Source organism: Massilia aurea, from assembly GCF_014200505.1.
Taxonomy (GTDB): domain Bacteria; phylum Pseudomonadota; class Gammaproteobacteria; order Burkholderiales; family Burkholderiaceae_D; genus Telluria; species Telluria aurea_B.
The window spans coordinates 474,295-498,014 of the sequence record NZ_JACHBX010000002.1 but is presented as its reverse complement, the minus strand read 5'-3'; the positions used below and the strand labels follow the sequence as shown (position 1 = coordinate 498,014).

Genomic DNA, 23,720 nt, shown 5'->3' with positions numbered 1-23,720 from the left:
CAATTGGATGTGAAGCAATAGTCTAAGAAACGCGGCAAGACACCGGTACTGTCAAATATGTCAGTCGGGCAGCGGGCTGGGGATGGGGGAAGCGGTGGCAAACGAATCGATGGCGCAATGGCGTGCCCGTCATCTGGACGCAATGGGCCGTGCCGTGGATGCGGATGGCCTGTTTGCGGTCGTCGCCGGCGCCGCGCGCGAACTGGGTTTCGACTATTGCGCCTACGGCATGCGCAAGCCAATGCCGCTGTCGAAACGGTCGACCCTCATGCTGAACAATTACCCGGATGTATGGCAGGCGCGCTATGCCGACCAGGGTTATCTGGGGCAGGATCCCACGGTCCGGCATGGCGCCGTATCGCTGTTGCCGCTGTTGTGGAGCGAGCCGGTATTCGCGCAGGCGCGCCCGCTGTGGGAAGACGCGCGTGGCCATGGTTTGCAGGTGGGCTGGGCGCAGGCGTCGCGTACGCCGGATGGTTGCGTCGGCATGCTGACGCTGGCGCGCTCGCACGATGCGCTGTCCGAGACCGAGCTGGACCAGAGCGAAGCCAATATGTCGTGGCTGGCGCATGCGGCGCACCAGGGATTGGCCCGCCTGCAGCGGCCGGCGCCAGGTACGCCGGTGCTGGCGCTCAGCGCGCGGGAAGCCGAAGTCTTGCGCTGGATGGCTGATGGCAAGACCTCGAGCGAGGCCGGCACCATCCTCAGCCTGTCCGAGCGGACCGTCAACTTTCACGTTGCTAATGCCCTGCTCAAGCTGGGTGCGGCCAACAAGACCGCCGCCGTGGTCAAGGCCGCGTTGTTCGGCCTGCTTTAAAAGGCCTGCTTTAAGAGGCCGGTGCGAGACGCCGGCTCAGGACTCCGGCTTGGCTTTCGCCCGCGGGTGCGCCGCGTCATACACTTTGGACAGGTGCTGAAAGTCCAGGGCCGTATAGATTTGCGTGGACGTGATGCTGGCGTGGCCCAGCAGTTCCTGCACCGCGCGCAGGTCGCCCGACGATTGCAGCAGGTGCGACGCGAACGAATGGCGCAGCACGTGCGGGTGCACGTGCACCGGCGTGCCGGCGCGCAGCGCGTGCTGTTTCAGGCGGGTTTGTACGACGCGCGGCGTGATGCGGGTGTCGCGCGCCGACAAAAACAGCGCGGCGCCCCCGTCGCGCGCGGCAGGACGCACTGCGAGCCAGCGCGCCAGCGCCTCGCGCGCCGGGCCGCCGACCGGCACCCGTCGCATCTTGTTGCCCTTGCCGGTCACCACCACTTCGCCCGCCTGCAGGTCGAGCCAGCCCAGCGAGCCCGGCTGGCCGCCGCGCGCATCCTGCCAGGCCACGTCCAGGCCCGCCAGTTCCGACACGCGCAGCCCGCTCGAATACAGCAGCTCGAACATCGCGTGATTGCACAGCTCGAACGGCTCGAGGTGGCCGCGCTGGTTTGCTTCCATCAATTGCACGGCGTCGTCGACCGCCAGCGCCTTCGGCAGGCTCTGCGCGCGCTTCGGGGCGCGCACGCCGTCGACCGGATTGGCGGCAAGCGTCGTCTGGTGCGACAGCCATTCGTAGAAGCCACGCCAGCCCGAGAGCTTGCGCGCAATGGAGCGCGCGGACTGGCCGCCGGCATGCAGCTTGCCGGCAAAGCGGCGGATGTCAGCGTGCACCAGCCGGGCCCAGTCGCTGTGGCCGGCCAGCTCCGCGAGCTCGGCCAGGTCGCGCCGGTAGGCCGCGATCGTGTGCGGGGACAACTGGCGCTGGGTGGCCAGTTCGCCGAGGTAGCGCGCGGCCCAGTCGGTTGGCGGCTCGCGCGTGTCCATGCTGGTCAAGTGCGCAGTGGCGCCAGGGCGGTGGTGGCGGTGGCAGCGATGTGGACGAGGAAATCGGTTGCCATCGCGGTGGTAAAGCGCGCCGGATCGGGCGAACCGAGCACCAGGAGGCCAAAGCTCTGGCCCGGCGCGCCGAGCGGCAGCATCACCGTCGAGCGAATCGATTCGGCGTCGTCCAGCCAGCGCACCGCTTCGAAATCATTGTTCGGACCGCAATATGGCGCGCGCAGGCTGTTGGCGAAGATGCGTGCGTCGTCCGAGACATTGCTGGCAAACCAGGCATCGGCATGTTCCGGGGCCACGTGCCACAGGCGCAAGGTCACTTGCGGCACGGTGAAGTGGGTGCGTAAACCCTCGGTCAGGTCGCGCGCCATCGCGGCGCCGCCTTTCGAGACCAAGAGGGCCTGGGTCCAGGCGTGAAAGCGGTTGGCGATGCCGGCGTTTTCTTCGGCGCGGCGCGACAGGTCGGACAGGCGCAGTTCAAGCGCGCGGTACTTGTCGCGCATCACTTCCATCTGGCGTTCCTGGAGCGACACGGTGCGGCCGGTCAGCGGACTCGACAGTTTCACTTCACCCAGCAGGCCGGCTTGCTCCTGGAAGAACTCCGGATGATCGGTCAGGTATTGCGCAACAGTGCTGGCGTCCAGTGGTGCAGTGCTCATGGGGAATAAGGTATTGAAATGGATCGGATCATTTTAACCGACGCTGGGCGTTGCACCCGAGAACAAAAAAGACGCCCGCAGGCGTCTTTGCGTGAACGCGGGCGCGGTCAGAAGCGGTGACGGATACCTAGCTGCAAGGCGCGGCCATCGGCGCCCGGCGCTTCGGTAAAGCCGCCCGGATTGCCCGAGGTGCCTGGCGAATACTGGGCTTCGTTGTCGTTCTTGATGAACGCCAGCGCCGTGTACAGGTCGGTACGCTTGGACAGGTAGTAGTTGTAGCCCAGCGCGTACAGATTGGCATCGCTGTTGGACGCGGTGCGGTCGTTCTGGTGCGCGTACGACGCGACGACGCGGCCATTGCCGATCTTGTAGTGGACGCCGACCTGGTAGCTGTTGGCGTCCTGCTTGGTGTTGGCCGAAATCGCGTTGGCGAAGATACCGCGCAGGGCCAGCTGGTTTGGCAGTGGAATGCCTTGCGCGGTCAGTGCTGGTGCCACGGCTTGATCCCAGCCATTCAGGTAATCCGGGATCAGCGCCGAGTTCTCGTTGCGCTGGCTGTGGAAGCCAGCGAAGAATTTCCAGCTCTCGCCCAGCGCGTAAGAGCCGCCAACGGTCAGCGTGCGCAGGCTCGGCCGGTTCTGCTGGTCGTAGCCGTGGTTGTAGCCGACGCCGACGTCGAAACCGTTGGCTTTGTACGTCACCGCGCCGGCGCGGAACTTGTTGTAGCGGCCGAGGTAACCCGAATTGCGCGCGCCGTACATGACCGAGCCGCCCAGGCCATTGGGCAACGCGATGCGGTACTGGATGGCTTCCTGCGAGCGGATGTCCGCGCCCAGTGCGGTAAAGCCGGCGGTGCCGCCCGTGACGTGGCCCCAGGTGCCGGCCGTGCCCGATTCAAAGGCATCGGCCATATTGAACACTTCGTAGCCCGGCGTGTACATGCGGCCCAGCAGCACGGCGCCGATCGGGGTGATCAGGCCGACCATCGAGGTGCGGTCGAACAGGGCTTTTTCCTGGTTGACTGCAGGGCCGCCCGGCGGCTGGATGGCCGCTTGCAGGCGGTCGCGGATCGCGACCGGAATGCGTTCCATGCCGCGCAGCAGGTAGCGGCCCGGATTGTCGTTCATCAGCGTTGGCTGCTGCGAACCGGTGTCGAGTTCGACGCGGGCTTCAAGATTGAAAATCGCCTTGTAGCCATTGCCCAGGTCTTCGGAGCCGCGCAGGCCGAGGCGCGAACCGTCGGCGCCGCCGCTGTAGATCTTGGTCGGGCCGCCTTTTTGCCACATCACGCCGGCATCAGCAATGCCGTAGATCTGGACGCTGGTCTGGGCCAGAGCGGTGCTTGCGAAGGTCGCGCCGAGCAGGGCGGCGATAAGGCATTTTTTCATGGTGTCTCCATATTATTTTCTTGTCGCGTGGCATGAGCCCGCTACGCAAATATGCCATTGCCTTGCTGCACTGTACAGAACGCTCGTTCGGATGGGGCCTGGTGGCGCGTTGTCGTTGTGAAAAGGCTACAGAGCGTCGCCTGCGACAAGGGCGAACACCGTTGCCGGTGTCCGCCCTCGAGCCGTTGCTGGCCGCTCCAGGAGTGTTAGAACGTGTGGTGAATACCGATGTCGTACTGGTTGATCGTGCCCGGGGCGGCCGGGACGCCTTTTTTGCGCGACACGTCAAAGTACAGATAAGTGCGCTTGGACAGGCTGTACTCGTAGCCCAGCGACAGTTGCTTGACCTTTTCCAGGCCATCGGTGTCCTTCTGACCATAGCCAGCGAGGAATTTCCCGGGGCCGACCGTGTAATTCGCGCCCACGACCCACGAACTGGTGTCGGTATTGAACAGGCGCGTATTGTCTTCGTCGAGCCGTGTGAACGTGCCCATCAGCTTGAGTTCGGGCGTCGGGCTGACCGATGCACCGATCGACCAGACCTTCGATTCGACGGCGTTGCGCTCATAAGCCGCCATCAGCGCAGCCGGGCCGTTGTTGTAGGTGCCGGAGATGGAGAACGGATTGGTTGAGGCTTCAGTGCCGGCCGCATACTGCGGCGCTGCTGCACTGCCGCGGCCGATGATGGCGACGGCGCCATTGTTTTCTTTGGTGGCGATGGCCGTGTTGAGCTGGAAGCCGTTCACGACCGGCGAGTTGTACCAGACCGCGTTCGACCAGCGGTTGGCGGTGGAACCCACCGGGTCGAGGGGCTGCGAGCTGTAGCCGGCCACGCTCAGATCGGTATAAAAGCCGCCCGCGGTTTCGATCGCGTGGAACGGCTCGAAGGCGCCGATGGTTTCGTGGAACGGGGTCAGGCCGCGGCCGATGCGCAGCATGCCGAAGTCGCCCTGCAGGCCGACGCGGCTCTGGCCCTGGAACAACCGGCGGCCATTGCCATCGGGGCCGATTTCGGCGCTGCCGGTGTCTGGCTCATAGCGCGTTTCAAGTTGGAACAGGGCCTTGAGGCCATTGCCCAGTTCTTCGGTGCCCTTGAAGCCCAGGGTGTTGGCCGAGCGCTTGCCGATGCTGACGTTCTGGCTGCTGCGTTTGACGATGCCGGCATCGAGGTTGCCGTAGACCTGTACTGACGTCTGCGCATGGGCCGCACCGGCGCAAGCGCCAAGCAGTGCGACAGCCAGGAGAGAGGTCTTCATCGGGGTAATCCTGTCAATAAAGTGAACACGTACATCTGGAGCGTTGAGACCTGGCTGAACGCGCGATACGTGCACCTTAAATCTTTCAAACGTCAAGACTAGCTAATCCGTCAATTATCGGGGGGCCGCCGCGCTCCTTGCCAATAAATCGAACCGTGCTGTTGTATTTTTGAAACGACCGTTGGAAATTGGGGTAGTGCAGCACATGTCGACGGGGTAACCCGACGTTGCCGGCCTCAGCCTGACCGTTTGTCTTGCGAATATCCGAAACAGTTTCATCGGATTCGTGCTGTTTTGTGACCTCTCAATCGGCTCCGGAATCCAATCGAATCGCCATCTGCCACGGCGTAGACTTTGGCCTCGTTCGCACAGCAGCGCCGCATGGTGCCGATAGCTTGTATATTTGCAACTTCCACGTTGCCGCTGTGTGTCGCAGGCACACTTTCCATGGCTTTCACGTCATGTCTTTCACGTACTCCAACGATGGCTAACCGCGAAGAACTGGCAATCATCCGCAATGCCCGTGCCGGCCAGGTGATGGCCCAGCTCGCGCTGGGCAAGCTGTACCTATTTGGCAGCAGCAGCTTGCCGCAAAGCCTTCCTACGGCGCTGCACTGGCTGGAGCGCGCGGCGCGACAAGATTGTCCGCCAGCGTGGCAATTGATCGGCAACCATATCCCGTTTGAACTGGCGCAGCGCGATGCAGCAGGCGTGTCGCAATGGTACGAACGCGCGTATGACGATGGCAGCGTGCATGCCGGCCTCGTGTTTGCGCAACTGGTGCTCGATCCCCTGGCGCCGGTCGCGCAGCAGCAGCAGCCGAAAGCCGTGCGCGCGCTCGAAGACGCCGCGCGGGCTGGTTTTTTGCATGCCCAGGTGCTATTGACCCGGCAACACGAGCAGGCCGCCAGCAGGGCGGCGGCCACGCCGGCCATGGCGGCGCGTACGCAGGCGGTGCATGGCGCGCAACATGGCGCACGACTCTCGCCCGCGCAGTCCGCCGCCATGGCCCAGCATGCCGGCCTCGACGCGCTGTGGTTCGCGCGGCGCTGGACCGACTATCTGCGCATGGCGTTGCCGCAGGCGCGGGCGCTGGTCGATGAACACGGCGAACCCGGTGAACTGCGCCGGTTCGCACCGGATGAGATCACGCTGCTGTCGCGCTGCGCGCGTCTGCTGGATCCTGCGCTCGATGGGGTTTATGGCGTCGGTGGCATCAGTGACGTAGGTGAGGCGGCCGGCGCGGCGCCGGCGCCCTGCGATCCCGGTGAGCTGGCCATCTTCTGGGAACTGGCTGCCGCCGAACACGATCCCCACGCGCAACTGGCGCTGGGCCTGCGCTCGGCCCGCATGCGGGTGGATGGCCGGCGCATTGGCAGTGGCGATGCGCATGCCGCGCACGTGGCCAATTTCAAACGGGCGATCCGTTGGCTGACACTGGCGGGCGAGCAGGGGCTGGCCGAGGCCTGGTACGCGCTGTCGCGTATCTGTATCAAGCCAGAATTCTCACAACGCAATGTGGCCGATGCCCAGCGCTACCTCGAACGCGCGGCCGAGATGGGGTATCGCGATGCCCAGCTCGAATGCGGCCACAACGCCTGGCGCGCGCGCCGTGAAAATGAAAACAACGATGTGCGGGCCGTGTACTGGCTGCAAAAGGCGGCGCAGCAGGATGCGCCTGACGCAGCCGGGCTGCTGCACAAGATCGCGCCGCGCCTCTACACCACGCCGTACACCGACACGGGCGCCTTGCTGGCGCTGCACGCCGGGGTGCTGGCGCCGCATGCGTTGCTGGCGGCACGTCTCGAACTGGCGCAGCTGTTCAATCTGTCGCGCCCCGAAGCCTTGCTGCTCGATGTGGTCGCCGCCGACCAGGGCCACTGCCTGGTCATCGATATCCGCGCCAGTTACGGGCGCAGCAAGCGGCGGTTGGTGATGGTGGCGCCGGGGCCTGAGCGCCAGGCGCTCGATCGCATCGTGCGCCTGTTCGAGCCGGTCGATTGCGGCCCGGCCGGGCCGGAAGGCAATTACCGCCAGCGCCTGTACCGGCTGCGCACGCTGCTCAATATCGTGCCGCCTGACAGCGACGATGGGGCCGGGGCCAATGTGGAACTGGCGGCCTGACGCGCACGTCGGTAGGGTGGGCGGGTTTCCCGCCCACGCGTTCAACATAAACCGATGTTGTGACGCACCAGAGATCGTTGGATGCGTGGACGGGGAACCCGCCCCGCCGGTCGCACCCACCTTACGGCCGAGCGGGTTTAAGCTCAGATCTCGACTTCGCCTTCAAACACGGACACGGCCGGGCCGCTCAGATACACCGGCTGGCCCGGCCCCGCCCAGGCGATGCTGAGTTCGCCGCCATGGGCCGAGACGCGCACCGGCGAATCGAGCAGGCCGCGCCGGATGCCGGCCACGACTGCGGCGCAGGCGCCGGTGCCACAGGCCAGCGTCTCGCCCGCGCCGCGCTCGAACACGCGCAGGCGGATATGGTGCCGGTCCATCACTTGCAGGTAGCCGGCATTGACGCGTTTTGGAAAGCGCACGTGGCGCTCGATCAGCGGGCCCGTTTCTTCCACCGGCGCCGCATCGACATCGTCGACCACCTGCACCGCATGCGGATTGCCCATCGACACGACCGACACGAAGACAGTCTCATCGCCGACCGGCAGCGGCCACAAGGTGTCGTTACCCTGGACCATGCCGGCCAGACCGGTCTCGTCAAACGGCACGTCGGCCGGCACGAGGCGCGGGGCGCCCATGTCGACCGTGACGCTGCCGTCGTCTTCCAGGCGCGGGTTGATGATGCCCGACATGGTCTGCACGCGGATGCTGTGCGCCTGTGTCAGCCCCTTGTCGACGACAAAGCGCACGAAGGCGCGCGAGCCGTTGCCGCACTGCTCGACCTCGCCGCCGTCGTTATTGAAGATGCGATAGCGAAAGTCCACCCCCGCGTCAGTCGGGCGTTCCACGACCAGGATCTGGTCAGCGCCGATGCCGAAGCGGCGGTCGGCCAGGCGGCGCCATTGATCGACGCTCAGGTCGACTTGCTGGTTGATCGCGTCGACGACGATGAAGTCGTTGCCGGCGCCGTGCATCTTGGTGAATTTCAGTTTCATGGCTTCAATCGTACAGCGAAGGTTCACCCGGCGGCCGGGTTTTAAAACGTTTGTGGGTCCAGAAATATTGTTCCGGCGCCTCGCGCACGCGCTCTTCGATAAAAGCGTTCATGCGGCGGGTCGCTTCGACCATATCGTCGCCCGGGTAGTTTTCCCAGGCCGGATAAAAGCGCACGCGCCAGCCCTGGTAATTCGGCAGGTAGGTGGCGATCACGGGGATGACCTTGGCGCCGGTCGTGCCGGCAATGCGGCCCAGTGCGGTGAGGGTCGCGGCCGGCACGCCGAAGAACGGCACGAAGTCGGCATCCTTTTCGCCGAAGTCCATGTCGGGCAGCATGAAGTAAGGCAGGCCATCGCGCAGTGCGCGCAGGATCGGCTTGATGCCTTCCTTGCGCGTCACCAGGCGTACCGGGCCGTAGCGTTCGCGGCCGTGACGCAGCAGGCGGTCGAAGTCTTCGTTTTTTTGCGGCACGTACATGCTGCAGACAGGAATCACACGGGCGCCGATGCCGGCCACATCCAGGCACACGAAGTGCGGACACAGCAAAATTGTCGGGCCGTCCTGCATGGCGGCCAGCGGCACCGATGGTTCGATCTGGATCAGGCTGCGCACGCGTTCTTCCGGTGCCCACCACAGGATCGAGCGCTCGAAGATGCTGCGGGCGTACGCGCGGAAATGCTGCTTGGCGATCGTGCGGCGCGCGCGCTCATCGAGCTCTGGCAGGCACAGGCGCAGATTGGTCAGCGCGATCTTGCGGCGCTTGCCCAGGATCACGAACATCAGGCTGCCGATCGCTTCGCCGAAGCGGCCCAGAATGGGCAACGGCAAGAAATGCAGCAACCACATAAATCCCAACAAGACCTTCATGGTGCGGCCTCGCTGTCCGGGCCTGCCACGCCGTCCGGCTGCTTGTAGCGGTTATAGCTCCAGAAATACTGGGCTGGCGCGCGGGCAATGAGTTGCTCCATCGCGCGGTTAATGGCCGCTGCCTGCTCGGCACCCGTGCCGGACAGGTCGCCATCGAACTCGACGAAGCGCACGATGTAGCCGGCGCCGTGCGGACGGCGCTCGGCATACACCAGCAGGATGTCGGCCTTGCCGAGCTGGGCCAGCTTGGCCGGCAGCGTCATCGTGTAAGCATTGCGGCCGAAAAATGGCGCCCAGACGCCTTCGCCTTCTTGTGGTACCTGGTCTGGCAGCAAGCCGATCGGTTGGCCGCCTTTGAGGGTTTTGGCCAGGATGCGCACGCCTGACAGATTGGCCGGCGCCAGATGCAGGTTATGGCGCGCACGGGCGCCTTCGACCAGCGGCTTCAACGCGCTCTTGCGCGGCGGGCGATACATGACGGTCAAGGCCGTGCGCAGCGCGATTTGCTGCGCCGTCATTTCAAAGCAACCCAGGTGTGGCGTAAGAAAGACAATCCCGCGGCCGGCGTCGAGCCGGGCCTGGACCAGGTCCCAGTTCTCCACCGTGGCATGCCTGGCAACCCGCTGCGGGTTGGCGCACCAGACGAACGCGAGCTCGATGGCGGCCTTGCCAGCCTCGGCGACGGCCGCGCGCCAGTGCGCGTCATAGCCGGCCTGGGCCAGGTTGGCGCGCAGGCGCTTGCGATACGATGGCGACAGGCCATACACCAGCCAACCCATCGCCGCGCCCAGGGCGTGCAAGAGTGGCAAGGGAAAAACGGAAAGTATCCGGAAAAGTACAACTAGCATGTCGATTGTTGGGTAGCGGACGCCACGCGCGTTTCCACACCAAAATTCCAAGGAAGCGTAAAATACCACTTTATGCAGGATCCGCCGAGTTAACAGACAACTTGCGAAGCGGAATATAAATGTCGCTAAAGCGTCGCAGGCTCAGTTTGCTGCGGCAGAATTATGACCCGTAACAGGAGCCTTCATGTCGAACGACTATCTCTTTACCTCTGAATCCGTTTCCGAAGGCCACCCAGACAAGGTGGCTGACCAGATTTCCGACGCCATTCTCGATGCGATCCTGACCGAGGATCCAACTGCCCGCGTCGCTGCAGAAACGTTGTGCAATACCGGCCTCGTCGTCCTCGCCGGTGAAATCACCACCCACGCCAACGTCGACTACATCAAGGTCGCACGTGACACCATCAAACGCATCGGCTACGACAACACCGATTTCGGCATCGACTACAAAGGTTGCGCCGTCATGGTCTGCTACGACAAGCAGTCGCCGGACATCGCCCAGGGCGTCGACGAAGGCAAGGGCATCGACCTCGACCAGGGCGCTGGTGACCAGGGCCTGATGTTCGGCTATGCCTGCGATGAAACGCCAGAGCTGATGCCAGCTGCCATCTATTACGCGCACCGCCTGGTCGAGCGCCAGTCGCAGCTGCGCAAGGATGGCCGCCTGCCATGGCTGCGCCCGGACGCCAAGTCGCAAGTCACGCTGCGCTACGTCAATGGCCGCCCGGTGGCCGTCGACACCGTCGTGCTCTCGACCCAGCATCACCCTGACGTCACGCACGCGCAGATCGAAGAAGCCGTCATCGAAGAAATCATCAAGACCACGCTGCCGCGCGAGTGGCTCAAGGAAACGCGTTTCCTGGTCAACCCGACCGGCCGCTTCGTCATCGGCGGCCCGCAGGGCGATTGCGGCCTGACCGGCCGCAAGATCATCGTCGACACCTACGGCGGCGCAGCCCCGCACGGCGGCGGCGCGTTCTCGGGCAAGGACCCTACCAAGGTCGACCGTTCGGCTGCCTACGCTGCCCGCTACGTGGCGAAGAACATCGTCGCCGCCGGCCTGGCGCGTCAGTGCCAGGTGCAGGTCAGCTACGCCATCGGCGTGGCGCGTCCGATCAATATCACCGTGTACACCGAAGGCACCGGCGTGATCCCGGACGACAAGATCGCAGCGCTCGTCAACGAACACTTCGACCTGCGCCCGAAAGGCATCGTCCAGATGCTCGACCTGCTGCGTCCGATCTACACCAAGACCGCCGCCTACGGCCACTTCGGCCGCGAAGAGCCGGAATTCACGTGGGAACGCACTGACAAGGCAGCCGAACTGCGCGCAGCGGCCGGCATCGCCTAAGTTACGGGCGCGCACACCGCGACCGCACACTGAGCCCCAAAAATTGCCCTGCAGTTTTTGGGGTTTTTTCTTGCCCATTGCCATACAAGGACGCCATGCAGGTACTACCCATCTATCAAGTCGATGCCTTCACAGACCGGCTGTTTGGCGGCAATCCGGCTGCCGTCGTCGTGCTGGACGCGTTTCCCGACACGGCGCTGATGCATGCGATCGCTGCCGAAAACAACCTGTCCGAGACGGCGTTTCTGGTACCGCATGACGGACAGTACCGGCTGCGCTGGTTCACCCCGGTGGTTGAAATGCCGCTGTGTGGCCATGCGACGCTGGCGAGCGCGGCGGTTGTCATGGAACGGCTCGAGCCCGGTCGCACCGAGGTCGTGTTCGACACGGCAAGCGGCCCGTTGCCGGTACGGCGTTCAGCAACCGGCTATGTGTTGAATTTCCCTGCCCGCACACTGGTGCCAGTGGCGGCACCGCCCGGCTTGGCGGCCGCCCTGGGTTGTCATCCGCACGAATTGCTCGACGTACTCGACGATGGATTCGGCTATACGGTGGTGCTGGCAGACGCACGCGCCGTGCGCGAACTGGCGCCGGACTTCAATGCCATCGGGCGCCTGCCGCGGCCTGGCCTGGCCGTGACGGCGCGGGGCGATGGCGACTACGACTGCGTCAGCCGCTACTTTGCCCCGGCCAAGGGTGTGCCGGAAGACCCCGTCACGGGCAGCGCCCATTGCGCGCTTGCGCCATACTGGGGCGAACGGCTGGGCAAGACGACACTGCGCGCCTTCCAGGCATCGCGCCGCGGCGGCGAACTGGCGTGCCGGCTGGTCGACGGCCGGGTCGAGCTCGAAGGTGGATGCGTGTTGTATCTCGAAGGCCGCATCACCGTTTGAATCATCCGTTTTCACTTCACAGGAGACCCCATGCTGAAAATTCTCGGAAAAGCTGCCTCGCTCAACGTGCGCAAGGTCTTGTGGACCTGCAGCGAACTGGACATCCCGTTCAAGCGCGAAGACTGGGGCGCAGGCTTTCAGTCGCCCCAGCAGGAAGCCTTCCTTGCGCTTAACCCCAACGCAACGGTGCCGGTCATCGTCGATGGCGACTTCGTGCTGTGGGAATCGAATGCGATTTGCCGCTACCTGTGCGCCAACAGCGCCGAACAGCACCTGCTGCCGCCCACGCCGCGCGCCCGCGCGCTGGTCGAGCAATGGATGGACTGGCAAGCCACCGAATTGAACAATGCCTGGCGCTATGCGTTCATGGGACTGGTGCGGGGTAGCCCGGCGCACCGCGATCCGGACCAGATCGCGGCCAGTATCGCCAGCTGGCACCGGCATATCGGCATTCTCGAGCGCCAGCTGGCCACCACCGGCGCCTACGTGACCGGCGCGCAATTCTCGCTGGCAGACGTCGTGCTGGGCCTGTCGGTCAACCGCTGGCTGCTCACGCCGATGGAGCGGCCGAACTATCCAGCCGTGCTCGCGTACATGGAACGACTGAATGAACGTTCAGGATTCCGGACGTTCGGCGCCAACGGCGAGCCGTGAGTATTGAACCGTCGGGCGTTGCTGTCGGGTCACGCCGTGTCCCGGTGCTCGTCCAGGCAAGCATATCCATGGCGGATCAAGCGTGCTAAACTACTTCGTTCCGAGGAGCGTTGCGACTGAAAGACTCCTTTCAGCCAGGCTCGGATATCAGCAACTGCGCTCACGTTACTTTTTTCTAATCATTGAAAGGAGGGCGTGATGAACGCCGTACTCAAAGAAACTGCCGACTATCTGGTCGCCGACATTTCCCTGGCCGCCTGGGGCGAGAAAGAAATCCGCATCGCTGAAACCGAGATGCCGGGTCTCATGGCCATTCAGGAAGAATACGCTGCCACGCAACCGCTCAAGGGCGCGCGCATTGCCGGCTCGCTGCACATGACGATCCAGACCGCCGTGCTGATCCGCACGCTGGAAGCACTGGGCGCCACCGTGCGCTGGGCATCGTGCAACATCTACTCGACGCAAGACCACGCTGCCGCGGCCATCGCCTCGGTCGGCACGCCAGTGTTCGCCGTCAAGGGCGAAACCCTGGACGAATACTGGGAATACACCCACCGCATCTTCGAATGGCCAGGCGACAGCCACGCCAACATGATCCTGGACGATGGCGGCGATGCAACCCTGCTGCTGCACCTGGGCGTGCGCGCTGAAACCGACATCTCGGTGCTCGACAAGCCGGGTTCGGAAGAAGAAATCTGCCTGTTCAACGCGATCAAGGGCCGTCTGGCACGTGATCCGAAGTGGTACTCGAAGCGCCTGCCAGAAATCAAGGGCGTGACCGAAGAAACCACGACCGGCGTGCACCGCCTGTACCAGATGCACCAGGACGGCAAGCTGGCTTTCCCGGCCATCAACGTCAATGACTCGGTCACCAAGTCGAAGTTCGACAACCTGTACGGTTGCCGCGAATCGCTGGTCGACGGCATCAAGCGCGCGACCGACGTCATGATCGCCGGTAAAGTTGCTGTGATCGCCGGTTACGGTGACGTCGGCAAGGGTTCGGCCCAGGCCATGCGCGCGCTGTCGGCGCAGGTGTGGGTCACCGAAATCGATCCGATCTGCGCACTGCAGGCGGCGATGGAAGGCTACCGCGTCGTGACGATGGATTACGCGTGCGAACACGGCGATATCTTCGTGACTTGCACCGGCAACTACCACGTCATCACCGAGCAGCACATGCTCAAGATGAAAGACCAGGCCATCGTCTGCAATATCGGTCACTTCGACAACGAAATCGAAGTTGCCGCGCTCAAGAAATACGAGTGGGACAACATCAAGCCGCAGGTCGATCACGTCATCTTCCCTGATGGCAAGCGCATCATCCTGCTGGCCGAAGGCCGCCTGGTGAACCTCGGTTGCGGTACGGGTCACCCGTCGTACGTGATGAGCTCGTCGTTTGCGAACCAGACGATCGCCCAGATCGAATTGTTCATGAACACCGAGCAGTATCCGGTGGGCGTGTACACGCTGCCGAAGAAGCTGGACGAAAAAGTCGCGCGCCTGCAACTGCGTAAACTGAACGCCCAGCTGACCACGCTGACCGACGAGCAAGCCAAGTACATCACGGTGAGCCAAGAAGGTCCGTACAAGCCGGAACACTACCGCTATTAATCAGTCCTGGACTGTGCACTAGCTATTCCGTTGTTCTGTGAAACGCCTTTCGGGGCGTTTCGTTTATCCAAATCCACGAAAGTCTGTAACGATGCGCCTGTTAATCACCTGGCTGATCAATGCCGCGGCCCTGATGGCCCTGCCTTACCTGATGCACTCCGTCGAAGTCTCGAGCGTCGGCACCGCCCTGATCGCGGCGCTGGTGCTGGGCCTGGTCAATACGCTGATCCGGCCTGTGCTGGTGCTGCTGACCCTGCCAGTGACGCTGCTCTCGATGGGCCTGTTCATCCTGGTCATCAATGCTGTGCTGTTCTGGCTGGTGGCGAACATGATAGGGGGCTTTGAAGTGGCCGGTTTCTGGTCGGCCTTCCTGGCAGCCATCCTGTACAGCATCATTTCGTGGGCGCTTTCTTCCTTGCTTCTCTCCGACAAAGATGGAAACTCCTGATTTCAGTATCGAGTTCTTTCCGCCCAAGACGCCGGAAGGCGCCGAGAAACTGCGCGTCACGCGGGCCAAGCTGGCCGAGTTGCAGCCCAGGTATTTCTCGGTGACGTTCGGCGCCGGCGGCAGTACCCAGCAGGGTACGCTGCAGACGGTGCAGGAAATCCAGGCCGCCGGCCACGAAGCCGCGCCGCACCTGTCGTGCGTGGGCGCCACGCGCGAGTCGATCCGCGCCGTCCTCAAGCAGTACCAGGACAGCGGCATCCGGCGCATCGTGGCGTTGCGCGGCGATTTGCCGAGCGGTTACGGCGGCGCCGGCGAATTGCGCTATGCCAGCGACCTGGTCGAATTCATCCGCCAGGAAACCGGCGACTGGTTCCGCATCGAAGTGGCGGCCTATCCCGAAATGCACCCGCAGGCACGTTCGCCGCAAGACGACCTGCAAGCGTTCGCGCGCAAGGTGAGTGCCGGCGCTGACGCTGCCATTACCCAGTACTTCTACAATGCCGACGCGTATTTTTCGTTCGTCGACAATGTTCGCAAGCTGGGCGTGACGGTGCCGATCGTGGCCGGCATCATGCCGATCACGAACTACATGCAGCTGATGCGGTTCTCGGACATGTGCGGCGCGGAGATCCCGCGCTGGGTGCGTCTCAAACTGGCAAGCTTCGGCGACGACAGCGCGTCGATCAAGGCATTTGGTCTGGATGTCGTCACTGGCTTGTGCGAAAAGCTGCTGGCTGGCGGTGCGCCGGGGCTGCATTTCTACAGCATGAACCAGGCAGTGCCGACGACGGCGATCTGGCAGCGGCTCAGGCCTTGAGCGGTTGCGCCAGTGTGATTGAACGCGTGGGCGGCGGAGCCGACTGCGCGTCCCGGCCCACCCTACGCTATCGTGATCTGCTAAGGGTAGGGTGGATGGCTATGCCGTCCACGCGTTCAACCCACGTTCGATATGCCCGCTTACATCACGCTTCGGTAATCACCCGATCAAGCGGCACATCGTGCGCGTCGCCGATGAATTCGACCAACTGGCACGCATACGCGATGCCTACTGTGCTCGGGCGCGGCTCGGGCGCCAGCGTCCGGTCATAAAATCCCCCGCCATACCCCACGCGATACCCCAAAGTATTGAATCCCAAGCACGGCACCAGCAATGCCGGCGGCCGCGCCACCATGCGCAACTCGGCTGGCACCGCCACACCCATCCGGTCGGCCACGGTCGGCTCGCCCGGCAGCCATTCGGCAAATTCCAGCGCCGCATGGCGCGCCACGACCACGGGCAGCGCCAGTCGTACGCCTGCCGCCGCCATTTCCGCGTACGCTGCGCCGAGGTCCGGCTCGCCCGCGAGCGGCCAGTAGACGGCCAGCGAGGCGTGGGGATTGGCGTGCCACCAGGCCAGTACCCGCGCACCGATGCGCTGGTCCCATGCGGCCTTGTCGGCCGGATCGAGCGCACGCCGGCGCGCCTTGAGTGTGTCGCGCAACAACGCCTTGTCTTGATGTGGTTGCTGTAGAGCACTTGTGTCTGGTGGCGGCACAGAAGCGCGTGGTATTCTTGGTTCGCCGGTCATGGTTTCAATGCAGCGTATTGTGAGAGTGGTGGATGTTTCAATCGAAATTGCCTGTCGGCGTGTTGCCGGCTGCTATTGCCCTTGTTCTGAGTCTGGCCTTCGCGCCAGGCGCAGCGGCCCAGGAAGACCCGGAAGCACCCGCGCCCGAGGTAGCACTGTCCCCCGTTCCGGCGGGTGCACCCACCGTGGCGGGCGCAGCCAGCCGCGCCGACGACGACAACTTCATGTTGCTGCGCGAAGCGGCGCGCCAGAACGACGACGCGCGCGCCAACGCGATCGCGTCGCGCCTGCCCGTGACCAATTATCTGCTGGCGTCCTACGTTGACTATTATCGTCTGAAACCGCGCCTGCGCGATGCCATCCAGGACGAGGTGCTGCAAGTGCTGCGGCGCCACGAAGGCACGGCGGTGGCCGAACAGCTGCGCGCCGAATGGCTGATGGAGCTGGGCAAGCGGCGCGAATGGAATACCTTTGAACGCGAAGCGGGCACGCTGGCCCAGTCCGGCAGCCTGCCGATCCGCTGCTACGCGCTGCTGGCCAAAGCCGAGCGCGGCGAGCGCGTCGCCGACGAAGCGCGCGCACTGCTGAAAACCCCGGCCGGCTACGGCGACGCCTGCGGCGCCCTGATTGCACAACTGGTGGCCAATGGCCAGTTCACCGAAGCTGACCTGCTGACGCAACTGCGCCTGGCGGGCCTGGACAATGCCAGCGGCCCGGCGCGCCGCGCTGCCGTCTTGCTTGGTTTACCCGAAACCCGGGCCACCCAGGCGGTCGACCTGCCCGCCGTGGCCATGGCGCGCGGGATCGGCAACAGCCGCGCCGAGCGCGAGCTGTACCTGGTCGCCGTGGGCCGCATGGCGCGCACCACGCTGCGCCTGGCCGTGGCTGGCCTGGAAAAAAACAGCGCCCAACTGACGGCCGAAGAACGCGCGATCGGCTGGGCCAATGTGGCACTGGCTGCCTCGATCGTGCTGGCGCCCGAAGCGCACGCGTATTGGGACCGTGCGAATGGCGCGCCCCTGAGCGACTTCCAGATGCAGTGGAAAACGCGCATGGCGCTGCGCCGCGGTGACTGGAAAACCGTGCGCGCCACCATTGAGAGCATGCCGCCGGCCTTGCGCGCCGACTCGACCTGGGTCTACTGGCTCGGGCGCGCGCACCAGGGCGAAGGGCGCCCGGCCGAAGCGCGCGCGCAGTGGCAGAGCATCGCTGGCCAGACCACCTTCTATACCCAGCTGGCGCAAGAAGAACTGGGCAACCAGGTCGTCGCGCCGCCCCCGATCGCGCCGATCACGGCCGCCGAACTGGCCCAGGCCACGGCGAATCAGAGTCTGCAGCGGGCCATCAAATTCTACGATCTGCGCCTGCGCGCCGAAGGCAACCGCGAATGGAGCTGGGGCTTGCGCAATCTGTCCGAACGCCAGTTGCTGGCCGCCGCCGAGCTGGCGCGTCGCAACGAGCTGCTCGACCGCATGGTCGAGACGTCGCTGCGCACGCGCACCGAACTGAGCTACGACCAGCGCTTCCCGGCGCCGCACCTCGACGTGCTGCGGCCCACGGCCCAGGGCCTGAGTCTGGACAAGGCCTGGGTGTATGGCCTGATCCGGCAAGAGTCGCGCTTCATCCGCGATGCGCGCTCGGGCGTGGGCGCATCGGGCCTGATGCAGGTGATGCCCGCCACCGGCAAATGGGTGGCGGCCAAGATCGGCCTGAACAACTTCGTCACCAGCATGCTCAACGACCTGCACGTGAACATCACGCTCGGGGCCAACTACATGACGATGGTGTTGAACAATTTTGAAGGCTCGCAAGTGCTGGCCACGGCCGCCTACAACGCCGGCCCGAGCCGCTCGCGCACCTGGCGCAGCCGGCTCGACGCGCCGATGGAAGGGGCGATCTTCGTCGAGACCATCCCGTTCACCGAAACACGCGGCTACGTGCGTAACGTGATGGCCAACGCCACCAATTATGCGTCGATCTTCGAGGGCAAGCCGCAGTCGCTCAAGGCGCGCCTGGGCACGATCACGCCGCGGCCATCCACGTCCGTGCTGGACTGACAGGCTGACCCTGCCGCGCTTCACCGTGCTGTCGGGCAAGCGCCTTGACAGCCGCGGCATTGGGCCGCAAGCTGATGTCGATTACCGCAGCCGTCCCGGGCTTTCATGCGCCGCCCGGGACGCCCTTCGCCACGTACCCGACGAGACCCCATGCAGACCATCGAACGCGACCCGATTCTCACGCACACCCTGGACCAGACCCGCAGCCCCGGCTTGACGCTCATCATCGGCAACAAGAACCTGTCGTCGTGGTCGATGCGCCCCTGGGTCGCGGCCATGGCGTTCGGGATTCCGTTCACGGAAATCAAGGTTCTGCTCGACCAGCCGGATACGTCCAACGAGATCGCCCGCTACTCGCACGCAGGCCGCGTGCCGGTGCTGCTGGCCGGCGAAATGACGGTGTGGGACAGCCTGGCGATCACCGAATATTTGGCCGAGCAATTTCCTGACAAGCATATGTGGCCGCAGGACGTGGCGGCGCGCGCGCTGGCGCGCTCGATCGTGGCCGAGATGCACGCCGGCTTCGGCGAACTGCGCAGCGCCATGCCGATGAATATCCAGGCCCGCTTGCCGGGCCGGGGCCGCACGCATGGCGCGCAGGCCGACATCGGCCGCGTCTGCGAAATCTGGGAAGACTGCCTGTCGCGCTTTGGCCATCACCAGTTCCTGTTCGGCGCGTTCTCGATTGCCGACGCGTTCTATGCGCCGATCGTGCTGCGTTTCCAGACCTATGGCGTGATGCTGGCCCCGGCGCTGCAGGCGTATTGCGAGCGCGTGCTGGCCCATCCGGCCGTGGCGCGCTGGGTGAACGAAGCGATGCTGGAAAATCACCCGACGCCGTTGCACGACGCCGATTTGCCGGAGTAAAGCGATGCGCAGTTATGTTGTCGGCGGCGCCGTGCGTGATGCGCTGCTCGGGCTGCCGGTCAAGGACCACGATCACGTGGTTGTGGGCGCCACGCCCGAACAGATGATCGAGGCCGGCTTTCGCGCCGTGGGCAAGGACTTCCCGGTCTTTCTGCACCCGAAAACGCACGAGGAATACGCGCTGGCGCGCACCGAGCGCAAGACCGCGCCCGGCTACCACGGCTTCGTGTTCCATGCGGCGCCCGACGTCACGCTCGAACAGGACCTGGTGCGGCGCGACCTGACCATCAATGCGATGGCGCAGGGCGAGGATGGCGTCATCGTCGATCCGCTGGGCGGCCGCGCCGACCTGGAAGCGCGCCTGTTCCGCCACGTGTCCGATGCCTTTGCCGAAGACCCGGTGCGCATCCTGCGCGTCGCGCGCTTTGCTGCGCGCCTGCCCGAATTTAAGGTGGCGGGCGACACCAATGTCCTGATGCGCCAGATGGTCGAGGCGGGGGAGGTCGATGCCCTCGTGCCCGAGCGCGTCTGGCAAGAGCTGGCGCGCGGCCTGATGGAACGCCAGCCGTCGCGCATGCTGCTCGTGCTGGACGAGTGCGGCGCACTCGCGCGCCTGTTGCCCGAGCTCGATACCCAGCCGCACACGCTGCGCGTCATCGACACCGCCGCGCAGCAGGATCACCCGCTCGAAATCCGTTTCGCGGCCCTGATGCGCGACGTCGGTACGGCTGCTGTCGAGGCAGTCTCCAAACGGCTGAAAGTGCCCAACGAATGTCGCGATCTGGCCCTGATGACGGCGCGCGAGCATGGCGTGCTTGCGCAGGCACGCACACTCGATGCCGACGCGCTCGTCACGCTGTTCGAGCGCAGCGACGCCTTCCGCAAGAGCGCGCGCTTTGTCCAGATGTTGCTGACCACGCGTTGTCACGCCAAAGATACTGAACATGACCCGGCAGGCGACTGGCTGCTGCAAGCCCTTGGCGCGGCGCGCGGCGTGGATGCCGGCGCTGTAGCGGCGCGTTGCGACCAGCGCGACCGGATCGCCCAGGCCGTGCACCAGGCGCGCGTCGAGGCAGTGGCTGCCATTTGTAATAAAGTGTGAAAAACCGCCCTGTAGAGCGTCACAGTTACATGTAGTTACACCCTGCGTACAGTGTGGGCCAGCGGTTTGTTATTCTTCCACATGGTCAATTGTTGCGTTGGAGAAAAACGATGTTCAGGATGCTGGTACGGCGGGTAGGGAGCTGGGTACGGCGCCGCCGCCTGTTATTGGCGAGCCTGGCCGTCGTATTGATGAGCGCGCTGCTGGTCTTTCTGTACACCCGCACCGAGGTGATCGACCCTGAAGTGCGCAGCAACGTCCTGCTCAACCTGCGCGAATTCGAAAAGCTCGACGCCGAATGGGATGCCAATCTTCTGCGCGCCCATACCGGCCGCGCCAGCGTCCGGCCCGACCTGAGTTCGCAACTGCCGCGCATGCGCATCCTGATGGCGCGCCTGGAACAAGCCGCGCCGCTCACCGGCAGCCGCGCCGCCACCGAAGCCTGCGCCGATCTGCGCACGGCGCTGCGCAACAAGGAAATGCTGGTGGCCGAGTTCGCGCGGCACAATCCGCGCCTGCGCGCAGCGCTGCTGCATATGCCACCGGCCGTGGCCGACCTGAAAACGGAAATCTCGGGCATCGAAGGCGCGCTGGCGCCGGCCCAGTTCGTCGTGCGGCTCGACACCACCCTCAATGCGCTGCTGACCGACATCCTGCGCTACAACATCGCCCCATCGCCCGTGCTGGCCAACCGCATCGAAGAAATCCTGGGCAATGTCGCCGCCCAGGAGATCGCCTTTTCGCCGGCCGTCGTCGACAAGATGGACGCCGTGATCCTGAGCAGCCGCGTGATCCTCGAAAAGCGGCCGCTGGAAAACCTGCTCGAAGCGCAGATCGCTGCCGTCGGCAGCGACATCGTCCTTGACCGCCTGGAGCAGGAATTCGAGCGGTCGTTTACCACCGTGCTGCTCGAGCGCCAGCGTTTTCGCGGCTACCTCGCGGCATATTCCGGCCTGTTGCTGGTGCTGCTGGCCTATGCCGGCGTGCGCCTGCGCCGCAGCTACCGCATCATCGGCGTCGTCAACCGCCGCCTGCAGGCGGCCAACGAAACGCTCGAGCAGCGCGTGGCCGAGCGCACCGCCGAGCTGCAGGCGCAGTCGGTCCAGCTCGAGCGCCTGGCCCAGCACGACAGCCTGACGGGCCTGATCAATTACCGGCAACTGACCCGCCTGCTCGAACGGGCGCTGGCCCGGGCCGACCGCCGCGACAGCGTGGTGGTGCTGATGTTCATCGACCTGGATGGGTTCAAGGCCGTCAACGATACCTGGGGCCACGCGACCGGTGACCTGGTGCTCAAGACCGTGGCGCGCCGCGTGCAGGCCAGGCTGCGCGCCGAAGATGCGCTGGCGCGCCTGGGTGGCGATGAATTCGTTATCCTGCTCGAAGACGTGACGTCGCGCGACGGCGCGCTGCGCGTAGCGCGCCTGGTGCTGGCGGAAATCGAATCGATCACCGAGGCCGATGGTCATGCCATCAGGATCTCGGCCAGTATCGGCATCGCCAGCGCGCGCGGCCAGATGGGCGCAGCGCGTGGACAGGAGGCGTTGTTGGCTGAGGCCGACCAGGCCATGTACGCCGCCAAGCAGGCCGGCAAGGGCCGCTTCGTGGTCAGCGAGCAGGCGCAGTGGCGCGATGAAGACGACCCCGTGGAACCAACACTGGAGCAGGCACGACGCGAGCGTCCGAAAGAGGACGCCGCTGGCAGCACTGGTACGGGCACAGGCACAAGCAAGGCAGACGCCGACCGGATCGGCTAAGATTTACGGGCGACATCGACTGGTTGTCGCGCACGGGAAGGTGGGAACATGCTGGACAATCCATTACGCCGCTGGTTACAGGGCTTGCGCGGCAAGAAGGGGCAGCCGCCGGTCCTGGTCAAGGAATTGCACGAGCGCGACCGCCGCCGTGTGCTGCGCCATCTGCTCGCGCTCGACAAGGATGACCGCCTGCTGCGCTTTGGCAGCATGATGTCCGACGACGGCATCACGGCGTATGTCGGCAAGCTCGATTTCGAGCGCGACATCGTCTTTGGTGTCGTGAGCAATGTATTCCAGCTGGTGGGCATGGGGCACCTGGCGTTCGCGCCGACCGAAGGGCGCACCGGCACGGCCAAGGCGCAGGTGGCCGAGTTTGGCGTGTCGGTGTCGGCCTCGGCGCGCGGGCAGGGCGTGGGCACGCGCCTGTTCCAGCGCGCGGCGATTCACTGCCGCAACTCGGACGTCGACACGCTCTATATGCAGTGCCTGACGTCCAACAAGACGATGATGCATATCGCAAAGAAAGCCGGGATGGTCGTCACGCGCGAATACGGCGAAGCCGATGCCCACCTCGCATTGCCACCGCCCAGCCCGGGCAGCGTGATGGCCGAGGCGTTAGAAGAGCAGTTCGCGGCGATCGATTACACGGTCAAGGCCAATACGAGGGCGGCAGTGAAGTTCTTCACGCCGAAAAAGTAGGGTGGACGCGGCCGGCGAGGCGGCTCTGCCGTCCACGCGTTCAACGTCGGTCAACGCACCGCCTCCTACAAGCGGCGCAACGGACCTCACACCAGCGGCATCGCCGTCGTTTCCTTGATCCGCTGCAGCGCAAAGCTCGACTTCACGTCCAGCACCGCCGGATGCTTGAGCAGCGTGCCCATCATGAAGCGCGAGAAGTGGTCCATGTCGCCCACATGCACGCGCAGCAAAAAGTCCATGTCACCCGTCATCGCGTAGCAGGCGACGACTTCGGGCCAGCTGCCCACCGACACCGCGAAATCGTTGCGCGGCGACGTTGCCGGCAAGCCCGGCTGACGCGTGGTGCTGGCCACTTCGCTGTGCTTTTCCAGCCGCACGTTGACGTACGCCAGCAGGCCCAGGCCGATCTTGTCCGAGTCGAGCAGCGCCACGTACTGGCGAATCACGCCTGCTTCCTCTAACCGCTTGATGCGGCGCAGACACGGCGAAGGCGACAGGTTCACGCGCTCGGCCACATCCTGGTTCGACAACCGCCCATCGTTCTGCAAAATCTCCAGGATTTTGCGATCTGTTTTATCCAGCTCAATCTTTGACATACCTTCCCCACGTCCGTCTTTTGTATGGCAATTTTATTGCGCAATTCAAGAAGGAGGGGGAATTGTTTGGAATTTAATGCTGGGGGGGCAGGTCTATACTGGCGCAAGACGGGAGACCACTCCCGCCAAGAAGCGAGATGCAGGAAATGCACCGCTTCCGGCA

Annotated in this window: 22 protein-coding genes and 1 riboswitch; of the genes, 13 read left to right on the top strand and 9 right to left on the bottom strand. The window is 64.5% G+C overall.

Annotated elements, in window-relative coordinates; all coding sequences use genetic code 11:
- The first annotated feature begins 94 nt into the window (after positions 1-94).
- Positions 95-817 carry an autoinducer binding domain-containing protein gene (locus tag HD842_RS11555; protein ID WP_370660826.1) on the top strand — a complete coding sequence of 241 codons (723 nt, stop codon included), beginning with the start codon at positions 95-97 and terminating at the stop codon, positions 815-817.
- Positions 818-853: 36 nt separating this feature from the next.
- On the opposite strand, the gene xerC is transcribed toward HD842_RS11555, so the two are convergent.
- The 4 genes from xerC to HD842_RS11535 all read right to left on the bottom strand — a co-directional run bounded on the left by xerC (position 854) and on the right by HD842_RS11535 (position 5,119).
- Complete coding sequence (gene xerC, locus HD842_RS11550; RefSeq protein WP_183554529.1) at positions 854-1,804, bottom strand: tyrosine recombinase XerC; 951 nt, start codon at positions 1,802-1,804, stop codon at positions 854-856.
- 5 nt (positions 1,805-1,809) lie between these two features.
- Positions 1,810-2,475, bottom strand: coding sequence for a DUF484 family protein (locus HD842_RS11545; protein ID WP_183554527.1), 666 nt, complete (start codon positions 2,473-2,475; stop codon positions 1,810-1,812).
- Positions 2,476-2,582: 107 nt separating this feature from the next.
- Positions 2,583-3,863, bottom strand: a complete 1,281-nt coding sequence (locus HD842_RS11540; RefSeq protein WP_183554525.1) for a porin — start codon at positions 3,861-3,863, stop codon at positions 2,583-2,585.
- Positions 3,864-4,069: 206 nt separating this feature from the next.
- On the bottom strand, positions 4,070-5,119 hold the full coding sequence (locus HD842_RS11535) for a porin (RefSeq protein ID WP_183554523.1): 1,050 nt from the start codon (positions 5,117-5,119) through the stop codon (positions 4,070-4,072).
- Between the two features lie 483 nt (positions 5,120-5,602).
- Between HD842_RS11535 and HD842_RS11530 the strand changes: the two genes are divergently transcribed.
- On the top strand, positions 5,603-7,243 hold the full coding sequence (locus tag HD842_RS11530; protein ID WP_183554521.1) for a tetratricopeptide repeat protein: 1,641 nt from the start codon (positions 5,603-5,605) through the stop codon (positions 7,241-7,243).
- A gap of 143 nt (positions 7,244-7,386) precedes the next feature.
- Here the strand turns inward: HD842_RS11530 and dapF are convergent, their stop codons facing one another.
- The 3 genes from dapF to HD842_RS11515 are packed head-to-tail and all read right to left on the bottom strand — an operon-like array spanning position 7,387 to position 9,954.
- Positions 7,387-8,238, bottom strand: coding sequence for a diaminopimelate epimerase (gene dapF / locus HD842_RS11525; protein ID WP_183554519.1), 852 nt, complete (start codon positions 8,236-8,238; stop codon positions 7,387-7,389).
- Between the two features lie 4 nt (positions 8,239-8,242).
- The gene (locus HD842_RS11520; RefSeq protein ID WP_183554517.1) at positions 8,243-9,106 is read right to left on the bottom strand and encodes an LpxL/LpxP family acyltransferase; all 864 of its coding nucleotides are present in this window, start codon (positions 9,104-9,106) and stop codon (positions 8,243-8,245) included.
- Positions 9,103-9,954 carry a lysophospholipid acyltransferase family protein gene (locus HD842_RS11515; RefSeq protein WP_183554515.1) on the bottom strand — a complete coding sequence of 284 codons (852 nt, stop codon included), beginning with the start codon at positions 9,952-9,954 and terminating at the stop codon, positions 9,103-9,105. Before HD842_RS11515 ends, HD842_RS11520 begins: the two co-directional genes overlap by 4 nt.
- Before the next feature lie 184 nt (positions 9,955-10,138).
- Between HD842_RS11515 and metK the strand changes: the two genes are divergently transcribed.
- From metK to metF, 6 genes are all read left to right on the top strand, one after another.
- Positions 10,139-11,305: a methionine adenosyltransferase gene (metK, locus tag HD842_RS11510; RefSeq protein ID WP_183554512.1), complete on the top strand. Its 1,167-nt coding sequence runs from the start codon at positions 10,139-10,141 to the stop codon at positions 11,303-11,305.
- Between the two features lie 95 nt (positions 11,306-11,400).
- A complete protein-coding gene (locus tag HD842_RS11505) occupies positions 11,401-12,198 on the top strand; it encodes a PhzF family phenazine biosynthesis protein (RefSeq protein WP_183554510.1) in 798 nt (265 codons plus the stop codon).
- A gap of 30 nt (positions 12,199-12,228) precedes the next feature.
- Positions 12,229-12,852 (top strand): glutathione S-transferase family protein, encoded by a 624-nt coding sequence (locus tag HD842_RS11500; protein ID WP_183554508.1) that lies wholly within the window; start codon positions 12,229-12,231, stop codon positions 12,850-12,852.
- 96 nt (positions 12,853-12,948) lie between these two features.
- Positions 12,949-13,021: riboswitch (S-adenosyl-L-homocysteine riboswitch) on the top strand.
- 29 nt (positions 13,022-13,050) lie between these two features.
- Positions 13,051-14,463, top strand: a complete 1,413-nt coding sequence (gene ahcY / locus HD842_RS11495; protein WP_183554506.1) for an adenosylhomocysteinase — start codon at positions 13,051-13,053, stop codon at positions 14,461-14,463.
- Positions 14,464-14,554: 91 nt separating this feature from the next.
- A complete protein-coding gene (locus HD842_RS11490) occupies positions 14,555-14,911 on the top strand; it encodes a phage holin family protein (RefSeq protein WP_183554504.1) in 357 nt (118 codons plus the stop codon).
- Positions 14,898-15,728: a methylenetetrahydrofolate reductase [NAD(P)H] gene (metF, locus tag HD842_RS11485; protein ID WP_183554502.1), complete on the top strand. Its 831-nt coding sequence runs from the start codon at positions 14,898-14,900 to the stop codon at positions 15,726-15,728. Before HD842_RS11490 ends, metF begins: the two co-directional genes overlap by 14 nt.
- A gap of 145 nt (positions 15,729-15,873) precedes the next feature.
- Here metF and HD842_RS11480 read toward each other — a convergent pair whose 3' ends face one another.
- Positions 15,874-16,479 (bottom strand): 5-formyltetrahydrofolate cyclo-ligase, encoded by a 606-nt coding sequence (locus tag HD842_RS11480; protein ID WP_183554500.1) that lies wholly within the window; start codon positions 16,477-16,479, stop codon positions 15,874-15,876.
- A gap of 32 nt (positions 16,480-16,511) precedes the next feature.
- On the opposite strand from HD842_RS11480, the gene HD842_RS11475 reads away from it, so the two are divergent.
- The 5 genes from HD842_RS11475 to HD842_RS11455 all read left to right on the top strand — a co-directional run bounded on the left by HD842_RS11475 (position 16,512) and on the right by HD842_RS11455 (position 22,961).
- On the top strand, positions 16,512-18,536 hold the full coding sequence (locus tag HD842_RS11475; RefSeq protein ID WP_183554498.1) for a lytic transglycosylase domain-containing protein: 2,025 nt from the start codon (positions 16,512-16,514) through the stop codon (positions 18,534-18,536).
- 150 nt (positions 18,537-18,686) lie between these two features.
- Positions 18,687-19,403, top strand: coding sequence for a glutathione S-transferase family protein (locus tag HD842_RS11470; RefSeq protein ID WP_183554496.1), 717 nt, complete (start codon positions 18,687-18,689; stop codon positions 19,401-19,403).
- A 4-nt stretch (positions 19,404-19,407) separates the two neighbouring features.
- Entirely contained in the window at positions 19,408-20,505 is a 1,098-nt protein-coding gene (locus HD842_RS11465) for a multifunctional CCA addition/repair protein (RefSeq protein ID WP_183554493.1), read from the top strand.
- A 110-nt stretch (positions 20,506-20,615) separates the two neighbouring features.
- Complete coding sequence (locus tag HD842_RS11460; protein WP_183554490.1) at positions 20,616-22,262, top strand: diguanylate cyclase; 1,647 nt, start codon at positions 20,616-20,618, stop codon at positions 22,260-22,262.
- A gap of 48 nt (positions 22,263-22,310) precedes the next feature.
- Complete coding sequence (locus tag HD842_RS11455; RefSeq protein WP_183554483.1) at positions 22,311-22,961, top strand: GNAT family N-acetyltransferase; 651 nt, start codon at positions 22,311-22,313, stop codon at positions 22,959-22,961.
- 86 nt (positions 22,962-23,047) lie between these two features.
- Here the strand turns inward: HD842_RS11455 and HD842_RS11450 are convergent, their stop codons facing one another.
- Complete coding sequence (locus HD842_RS11450) at positions 23,048-23,557, bottom strand: Lrp/AsnC family transcriptional regulator (protein WP_183554481.1); 510 nt, start codon at positions 23,555-23,557, stop codon at positions 23,048-23,050.
- Positions 23,558-23,720 lie beyond the last annotated feature (163 nt).

Excerpts from the sequence above, each read along its gene's own strand:
- xerC (WP_183554529.1), bottom strand. The coding sequence starts at position 1,804 with ATGGACACGCGCGAGCCGCCAACCGACTGGGCCGCGCGCTACCTCGGC.
- HD842_RS11545 (WP_183554527.1), bottom strand. The coding sequence starts at position 2,475 with ATGAGCACTGCACCACTGGACGCCAGCACTGTTGCGCAATACCTGACC.
- HD842_RS11540 (WP_183554525.1), bottom strand. The coding sequence starts at position 3,863 with ATGAAAAAATGCCTTATCGCCGCCCTGCTCGGCGCGACCTTCGCAAGC.
- HD842_RS11535 (WP_183554523.1), bottom strand. The coding sequence starts at position 5,119 with ATGAAGACCTCTCTCCTGGCTGTCGCACTGCTTGGCGCTTGCGCCGGT.
- HD842_RS11530 (WP_183554521.1), top strand. The coding sequence starts at position 5,603 with ATGGCTAACCGCGAAGAACTGGCAATCATCCGCAATGCCCGTGCCGGC.
- dapF (WP_183554519.1), bottom strand. The coding sequence starts at position 8,238 with ATGAAACTGAAATTCACCAAGATGCACGGCGCCGGCAACGACTTCATC.
- HD842_RS11520 (WP_183554517.1), bottom strand. The coding sequence starts at position 9,106 with ATGAAGGTCTTGTTGGGATTTATGTGGTTGCTGCATTTCTTGCCGTTG.
- HD842_RS11515 (WP_183554515.1), bottom strand. The coding sequence starts at position 9,954 with ATGCTAGTTGTACTTTTCCGGATACTTTCCGTTTTTCCCTTGCCACTC.
- metK (WP_183554512.1), top strand. The coding sequence starts at position 10,139 with ATGTCGAACGACTATCTCTTTACCTCTGAATCCGTTTCCGAAGGCCAC.
- HD842_RS11505 (WP_183554510.1), top strand. The coding sequence starts at position 11,401 with ATGCAGGTACTACCCATCTATCAAGTCGATGCCTTCACAGACCGGCTG.
- HD842_RS11500 (WP_183554508.1), top strand. The coding sequence starts at position 12,229 with ATGCTGAAAATTCTCGGAAAAGCTGCCTCGCTCAACGTGCGCAAGGTC.
- ahcY (WP_183554506.1), top strand. The coding sequence starts at position 13,051 with ATGAACGCCGTACTCAAAGAAACTGCCGACTATCTGGTCGCCGACATT.
- HD842_RS11490 (WP_183554504.1), top strand. The coding sequence starts at position 14,555 with ATGCGCCTGTTAATCACCTGGCTGATCAATGCCGCGGCCCTGATGGCC.
- metF (WP_183554502.1), top strand. The coding sequence starts at position 14,898 with ATGGAAACTCCTGATTTCAGTATCGAGTTCTTTCCGCCCAAGACGCCG.
- HD842_RS11480 (WP_183554500.1), bottom strand. The coding sequence starts at position 16,479 with ATGACCGGCGAACCAAGAATACCACGCGCTTCTGTGCCGCCACCAGAC.
- HD842_RS11475 (WP_183554498.1), top strand. The coding sequence starts at position 16,512 with ATGTTTCAATCGAAATTGCCTGTCGGCGTGTTGCCGGCTGCTATTGCC.
- HD842_RS11470 (WP_183554496.1), top strand. The coding sequence starts at position 18,687 with ATGCAGACCATCGAACGCGACCCGATTCTCACGCACACCCTGGACCAG.
- HD842_RS11465 (WP_183554493.1), top strand. The coding sequence starts at position 19,408 with ATGCGCAGTTATGTTGTCGGCGGCGCCGTGCGTGATGCGCTGCTCGGG.
- HD842_RS11460 (WP_183554490.1), top strand. The coding sequence starts at position 20,616 with ATGTTCAGGATGCTGGTACGGCGGGTAGGGAGCTGGGTACGGCGCCGC.
- HD842_RS11455 (WP_183554483.1), top strand. The coding sequence starts at position 22,311 with ATGCTGGACAATCCATTACGCCGCTGGTTACAGGGCTTGCGCGGCAAG.
- HD842_RS11450 (WP_183554481.1), bottom strand. The coding sequence starts at position 23,557 with ATGTCAAAGATTGAGCTGGATAAAACAGATCGCAAAATCCTGGAGATT.